This is a genomic window from Spirochaetota bacterium (assembly GCA_040756435.1).
GTDB lineage: Bacteria > Spirochaetota > UBA4802 > UBA4802 > UB4802 > UBA4802.
In genome coordinates this window covers 1-6801 of record JBFLZD010000096.1, presented here as the reverse complement: position 1 = coordinate 6801, position 6801 = coordinate 1, and the positions used below count along the sequence as shown (strand labels likewise).

6 protein-coding genes are annotated in these 6801 nt (G+C 37.2%); 3 read left to right on the top strand and 3 right to left on the bottom strand.

Annotated elements, in window-relative coordinates:
* Positions 1-437: 437 nt before the first annotated feature.
* From glpA to glpC, 3 genes are read left to right on the top strand one after another with little or no spacing between them, the layout of a single operon-like run.
* On the top strand, positions 438-2063 hold the full coding sequence (gene glpA / locus AB1444_15935; GenBank protein MEW6528146.1) for an anaerobic glycerol-3-phosphate dehydrogenase subunit A: 1626 nt from the start codon (positions 438-440) through the stop codon (positions 2061-2063).
* Positions 2060-3355 (top strand): glycerol-3-phosphate dehydrogenase subunit GlpB, encoded by a 1296-nt coding sequence (gene glpB, locus AB1444_15930; protein ID MEW6528145.1) that lies wholly within the window; start codon positions 2060-2062, stop codon positions 3353-3355. Before glpA ends, glpB begins: the two co-directional genes overlap by 4 nt.
* A gap of 4 nt (positions 3356-3359) precedes the next feature.
* A complete protein-coding gene (gene glpC / locus AB1444_15925) occupies positions 3360-4556 on the top strand; it encodes an anaerobic glycerol-3-phosphate dehydrogenase subunit GlpC (GenBank protein MEW6528144.1) in 1197 nt (398 codons plus the stop codon).
* A gap of 9 nt (positions 4557-4565) precedes the next feature.
* Here glpC and AB1444_15920 read toward each other — a convergent pair whose 3' ends face one another.
* From AB1444_15920 to AB1444_15910, 3 genes are all read right to left on the bottom strand, one after another.
* Positions 4566-5120, bottom strand: coding sequence for a hypothetical protein (locus tag AB1444_15920; GenBank protein ID MEW6528143.1), 555 nt, complete (start codon positions 5118-5120; stop codon positions 4566-4568).
* A 7-nt stretch (positions 5121-5127) separates the two neighbouring features.
* A complete protein-coding gene (locus AB1444_15915; GenBank protein MEW6528142.1) occupies positions 5128-5925 on the bottom strand; it encodes an alpha/beta hydrolase in 798 nt (265 codons plus the stop codon).
* An 8-nt stretch (positions 5926-5933) separates the two neighbouring features.
* Positions 5934-6801 (bottom strand): hypothetical protein (locus AB1444_15910; GenBank protein ID MEW6528141.1); only part of this gene is annotated, 868 nt, incomplete at its 5' end.

Here is a 6801-nt window from a genome sequence, read left to right as displayed (position 1 = left end):
GTAATACTATGTCTTCCTTTTTCTTAGCACTTATCCTTTTCATACGTACAGTTTGTGACATACCAGCCTCCGATTTCAACCAATATTTATGCTAATTCTGTGCTCGGTTAGAATCGGGGCCAGTATAGGTATGTTTAAACCTGAGATTATACAACAGTATATCAAATAATCCCTTTTACCATATCTATCGCATAAATTTTTATGATTTGCTTTCATCATGAGTAATAATAGTATTAATTGTTTCAAAAGCTTAAGGAAGGTTAGCTATTTATATACTATACTATAACATAACGTGTATCTACTGAAAATAGATGTAATGCATGGGAAATGGTACGGTATGAATAAAATTTTTTTATACCACATGTTTTCATTTTAAAATAACATAAAATTGGTATAATTATGTATAAAAAGTATTAGGGTTATTAAAAGGGATATCTGTGAGGACAATAGAAACTGAAGTTATAGTGATTGGTGGTGGTGCCACAGGATGTGGCGTATTGCGAGATTGCACCCTGCGCGGCATTAAGGCTGTTTTAATTGAAAAAAATGATATAGCCTCAGGTACAACAGGTAGAAATCATGGCCTTCTTCATTCAGGTGCACGGTATGCTGTTAAAGACCTTGAATCAGCTACTGAGTGTATTAATGAAAACCGAATTTTAAAAAAAATTGCCTGGCATTGCATTGAGCCAACAGGCGGTTTGTTTGTAACCCTTCCGGAAGATGACCCTACCTATCATAACAGGTTGCTTGAATCATGTAAATTTGCTGGTATTGATGCTAAGGAAATAAGTGTAAAGAAAGCTCTGGCAACAGAACCAAACTTGAATCCCAATATACTTTCTGCAATATGGGTGCCTGATGGAACTATAGACCCTTTCAGACTTGCTTCTGCAAATATTTTGGATTCAGTAGAAAGGGGAGCAACAGTTTTGACTCATACTGAAGTAGAACGCATCATGCTTAAACAAAATCAGGTGGCTGGTGTACAGTGCTATGATAAGGTAGCCAAAGAATACTTTGAAGTTTATGCACCAATTATTGTTAATGCTTCGGGAGTTTGGGGGCAGCATATATGTCAAACGGCTGGTATTGAACTGAAGATGTTCCCTTCCAAGGGTTCCATGGTTATTATTGATTACAGGATAAATAATGTAGTGGTAAACCGGTGCCGTGTGCCTTCGGATGGTGATATAATAGTTCCCGGTGACACGGTGTCATTGATTGGTACAACTTCGCGTAAAATATCCTATGACAAAATTGATGAGCTGGTTGTTGATGATGATGAAATAGAAGTACTGTTGGCAGATGGCGAGAAATTAATTCCCAATGTTTCCAAGGCGCGTGTATTGAGAGCATATTGTGGAGTAAGACCGCTTGTTGCAGTTTCTGGTGAAATGGATGGCAGAGAAATAAGCCGCGGTGTGGTGCTCATTGACCATAAAGAACGTGATAATGTGCAGGGCCTCATTACAATAGCTGGTGGCAAACTTATGACGTACCGTCTTATGGCAGAGATGACAACCGATCTCGTCGCAAAAAAGCTTGGTAATACTTCGCGCTGTCTAACCCACAAAATACCATTACCCGGTTCGGAAAAAAGGGTTGGGTACACAAAAAAGATAAAATATTTTTCTGGTATTCCTAATTCGGTGGTTGGTTCAACGCATTACCGTCATGGTGAACGTGTTCATAATATATTGAGTTTGCAGAAACGTAATTATGGGCTTATCTGCGAATGTGAAATGGTCACACTGGGTGAAGTTGAGTATGCCATCAAAAACCTTAAAGTGAAAGACCTTGTAGATTTGCGCCGCCGTACCCGCATAGGTATGGGGCCATGCCAGGGCGAGTTGTGTGCCTATAGAGCTGCCGGACTTTTCACTGAATTTGGTGAATTTACACCGGATACATCAACAAAGCTTTTAAAAGATTTCCTTGAAGAACGTTTCAAAGGCATGAAACCTGTACTGTGGGGTGATGGGTTACGTGAATTTGAATTTACCTACTGGATATATCAGGGGTTATTTGGGCTTGGACTTGTTGAGGAAGAAGAAAAATGAAATTTGATTGTATTATAATTGGTGGTGGAATTTCCGGATTAACTGCAGGTATTCGATGTGTTAAGGAAGGACTGCACACTGCAATAATATCATCGGGGATGAGTGCATTACATTTCTCATCGGGTTCTATTGATGTGTTGGGGTATATCAATAATAAAGTGGTGTATAAGCCTTTTGAGGCATTGGATACTTTAACAGGAACTATCGCACAGCATCCATATGCAAAATGTGGCAAGGCATTAATTGTTGAAGCATTGCAGTTTTTTAAACAGGAATGTGAAACGCAAAACGTATACCTTTTTGATAATGAAAACCTCAATCATTTCCATGTTACTGCATTGGGGACGCTTAAGCCAACGTACTTTTCGCAACGAAGTGTGTTTAATGAGGACGTGTATAACCGTTTTAAAAGCATGAAAAAAATTGTCATTGTTAATTTTGAAGGTTACCGAGACTTTCATCCTCAGTTAGCTGCTGCACAGCTTTCAAAGCATGCGTTATTTGCAAACTGTGAAATTATTGCCAAAAGTATTGATATGCCCCAGCTTCAAGATTTAACAAGGCATCCGCATGAGTACAGATCCATTGACATTGCCCGTATTTTTGAAAATGAAGAAAATGTATACAGAATTGCTGATGCTATACGGCTTGCTGCCGAAGGTGCTGATTTTGTGGTTATCCCTGCTTTCATGGGGATTCATAACTTCAATCAGATACACAATATATTGCAAAGCCGCACCAGGTTACTCATTTATGAAATTCCAACACTTCCGCCATCAATCCTTGGATTGAGAATTGACAATGCGCTGAAATCACGGTTTGCTCAGTTGGGTGGCGTGTACATTGCTGGTGACAAAGTAGTGCGTGCTGAAAGTAGCAATGATGTGGTGCAGGCTGTGTATACTGCCAATCATCCAGAAAATCCACTGGAAGCAAAATTTTATATTCTATCAACGGGCAGTTTTTTTAGCGGTGGAATGATAAGTGAATTCAATAATATGTATGAGCCTGTATTTAAACTGAAACTTCATTACGAGCCTGAACGCAATAAATGGTATAGCCCGCAATTCTTTTACAGTAATTCTCATCCCTTCTTAGAGTATGGTGTGGTAACGGATGAAAACTTACGGCCGTATGATAGCAAGAACAATATTATCCAGAATGTATATTGCAGCGGGGCAATACTTGCGCATTACAATCCAATCAGGGAAGGCTGTGGAAGTGGTGTGGCGATAAGCACCGCATACAAGGCTGCAAATCAGATTATATCTTTATATAAGCTTATGAGATAGTACCATGATAAAGTTAGAAAACATAAGTTTTGACCATTGCATAAAATGTACCGTGTGTACCATTTATTGTCCGGTTGCGCGAGTTACACATCTGTATCCCGGTCCCAAGCAGTCAGGACCTGATACCGAACGGCTTAGAATAAAAAACCCACAGCTTCTTGATATATCATTAAAATATTGTTCCAACTGTAAGCGGTGTGAAATAGCTTGTCCCTCTGATGTAAAGATTGCCGATATTATTCAAACTGCCAAATGGCGCTATTCCAAAAAAGAATTCAGGATACGGGATTTTTTGCTCAGTCGCACTGATTTAATGGGCACATTTGGGACAATATTTTCACCTATAGTCAATTTTTTTACACATTTAGGAATTGTTAAATATTTTCTTGACCTGGTTTTCCAAATTCCTAAAGGCAGAACATTCCCCAACTATGCATCCATGACATTTAGAAAATGGTTTAAAGAAGCAAGAAAATATCAGAATAAATATCTTGAAAAGGTAGTATACTTTCATGGGTGTTATGTTAATTACAATTATCCTCAGTTAGGCAAAGATGTAGTAAAAGTACTTAATGCATTGGGTAAAGGTGTCATCATTACCAAAGAAAAATGCTGTGGCGTTCCTTTGATTGCAAATGGATATATAAAAAAGGCACAATCGCATGGCAGGCATAATATACGGGTGTTGTCCAGAGCACTGCCTCATGAACAGGCCAGGATTGTTTCAGCTTCATCAAGCTGCTCGTTAGCGTTGAAACATGAATATCCCAATTTGCTTGAACTTGATAATACCCCTATTGCAAACAACATAGCATATATTACGCAATATGTTCTTGAGGAATTTGAAAAAGGCAACATCCCCAATTTAAAACCACTTAAATATACGGTGGCATACCATTCACCCTGCCATTTAGAGCGTATGGGCAATGTTGCATTCACAATTGAACTTTTGCGTAAAATACCCGGACTAACCGTTAAAATACTGCATTCTGAATGTTGCGGAATATCGGGTACATATGGATTTAAAAATGAATATTATGCCATTTCTCAGGCAGTGGGAAGTGAACTCTTTAAAATAATTGAAGAGGCAAGCCCAGATTTTGTGGTGACCGATTGTGAAACCTGTAAATGGCAAATAGAGATGAATACAAAGTACACGGTTGTACACCCCATTTCACTACTGGCAGAGGCAATTGAGTAAATAAAATATTTATTGTATCTGTTGCAAACGGATGATTTTACAATGAATGATTAATGCATTTCGTTCTGGCAAATACATTGCCGATGCAAAATCACTGTATTTGTAAGGAATGATGGTTACTTCTGCTTCAACAGGTTTATTATACATCAGATTTTTATACATATTCTGAATTTCCCTTGAAGTATAATCCTTCTCATCAATTCCAACAATGTGGTTTTCATGTGTGTAAAACTTTAATATAATATATGGCAGATCAGTTTCTGCTCCATTAATCATAATTTTTGAGTCATAGTTTGTCATGAGCATTAATTCGTTATCTTTTGTTTGCTGAGTTTTCATCAGGCTGCATGATGAATTAAAAACTATCTTTCTATCCAGATATATATCTTTTGTAATTTGTCCCAATGCCTGCTTTTGAAGTTTCTTCTGACATATTGGGCATGGGTCAATGCGGCTTTCTGCGAGCATTCGTAATGCATTAAAAGATATGGGTACGCAATCCTGTGCAACAGAATATAGTGGAAATAAAAAGCATATACATAGAACTACATATCTTTTTATCATAGTGCAATCACTCCTCTCTGATTAATGATAAAACAAACTCTTGTATGCTGTTGTGGTATAATGGCGCATCAACAAGAAAATTATTATTATGGCTGCCTCGTAATTCAACAAAATATTTTTTGTTTGATGGGCATTGTCTGTAAAGTTCCTGTCCCATGGAAAATGGTGCAGTTTCATCATCCTTGCTATGAAGTATCAGAACAGGTATGGTTATTTTTTGTATGTAATCAATAGCTGGGTATTTTTCTTTGAAAAACAGTGACATGCATCCTGAGCTGTGATATTGCACCATGGATTTAATACTGGTAAAACTTGAATCAATAATAATACCTGCCGGGTTTGTTTTTGATGCACAGTACAAAGCTATAGGTCCTCCAAGTGAACGCCCAAACAAAATAATGTTTTTTGGTGATATTCTTTTAACTTCAGTCAAATACATCCATGCAGCCATTGCATCTTCATACAGCCCGGTTTCACTGGGATCACCGCTGCTTTTGCCATACCCTCTATAATCTATTATAAAAATAGAAAGCGGAATGGAATGTAAAAGTTTCAGCAGTTCAATTCTATCATAAATATGGCCTGCATTACCATGAAAATAGCATAAAGTAAAACGAGCTGTTTGTGATGGAATGAACCAGCAGTGAAGAGTGACTGTTTCATTGACACGGATAAAAACATCTTCTGCGGGGAAGGGTAATATGCTGGTAGGTGGTGTTATTTTGTCAGGATGATAGATGACACTGTCAAGGCAGCCTACTAATAGTAAACTTATACATAAAATTATATGGAAGCGATAGTTCATAAAATTAATCACCAGAAATAGAAAGTCAATGCACCTGAAAACTGATTATACCACTGTTTATTATACCAGCTTGCTACTTCAAATCGCATACTATATCGTTGACTTACATTGTATTGCATAATGGCTTTCATAGTTAAAAAGTTATATGCTTCTCCATAAAGATAATATGTATCAACTATATAACTTCTGATACGAAAATGTTGGAAAGGTTGAACCACAAACCCTGCTGAAATTCCAGGACCAGCTTCAATGTTATTATTAAAGCTATTATTGAGTAAGCCTGAAAATTCAATCATGCCATATATTTGCAGCCATTTGAAAATCTCAATGGTATAACCGCTTCCAGTATTAAGATGGTACACCAGTGTCTGATTATTGCTTTCAAAAGGTAAACGGTCAAAACCAGTAATTACTTTCCAGCTTAATGGTTTTATCAACGGATTTATTGGTGAAAGTGATTCAATATTTATTAATTCTAAACGTTGCAACAATAATTTTTGATTATCATAGTCATAGCGAATTGCTGTTTCACCAAATATAATTTGGGATCCAGGAATAAACCCGGAAGGGTCATCACACAGGTCATGATACGATGGCCTGTAAACCAGTTCACTATACGGTTTTGCATCAAAGATTCCTCCCTGGAAACGTACATGGCTGGAATAATGACCGGTTTCTGGCCCTGGTGGTTTGGGAATTGTATACGATAATGTTTGTGGGAATGAACTTCGGATTTTTAACACATTGATAAATAAATCCTGATATTCTTTTTGCGTATATTCTTTATTTGCATAACGATATTGAATGAATTCAGAAGCACAATCAAGAATTTGTATTTTTTGTGTTTCAGTAAATGATGAGTTTATAAGGTTTGTT

What these genes read in the sequence shown, in the direction of transcription:
- glpB (MEW6528145.1), top strand. Translation starts at nt 2,060, where the DNA reads ATGAAATTTGATTGTATTATAATTGGTGGTGGAATTTCCGGATTAACT.
- glpC (MEW6528144.1), top strand. Translation starts at nt 3,360, where the DNA reads ATGATAAAGTTAGAAAACATAAGTTTTGACCATTGCATAAAATGTACC.
- AB1444_15920 (MEW6528143.1), bottom strand. Translation starts at nt 5,120, where the DNA reads ATGATAAAAAGATATGTAGTTCTATGTATATGCTTTTTATTTCCACTA.
- AB1444_15915 (MEW6528142.1), bottom strand. Translation starts at nt 5,925, where the DNA reads ATGAACTATCGCTTCCATATAATTTTATGTATAAGTTTACTATTAGTA.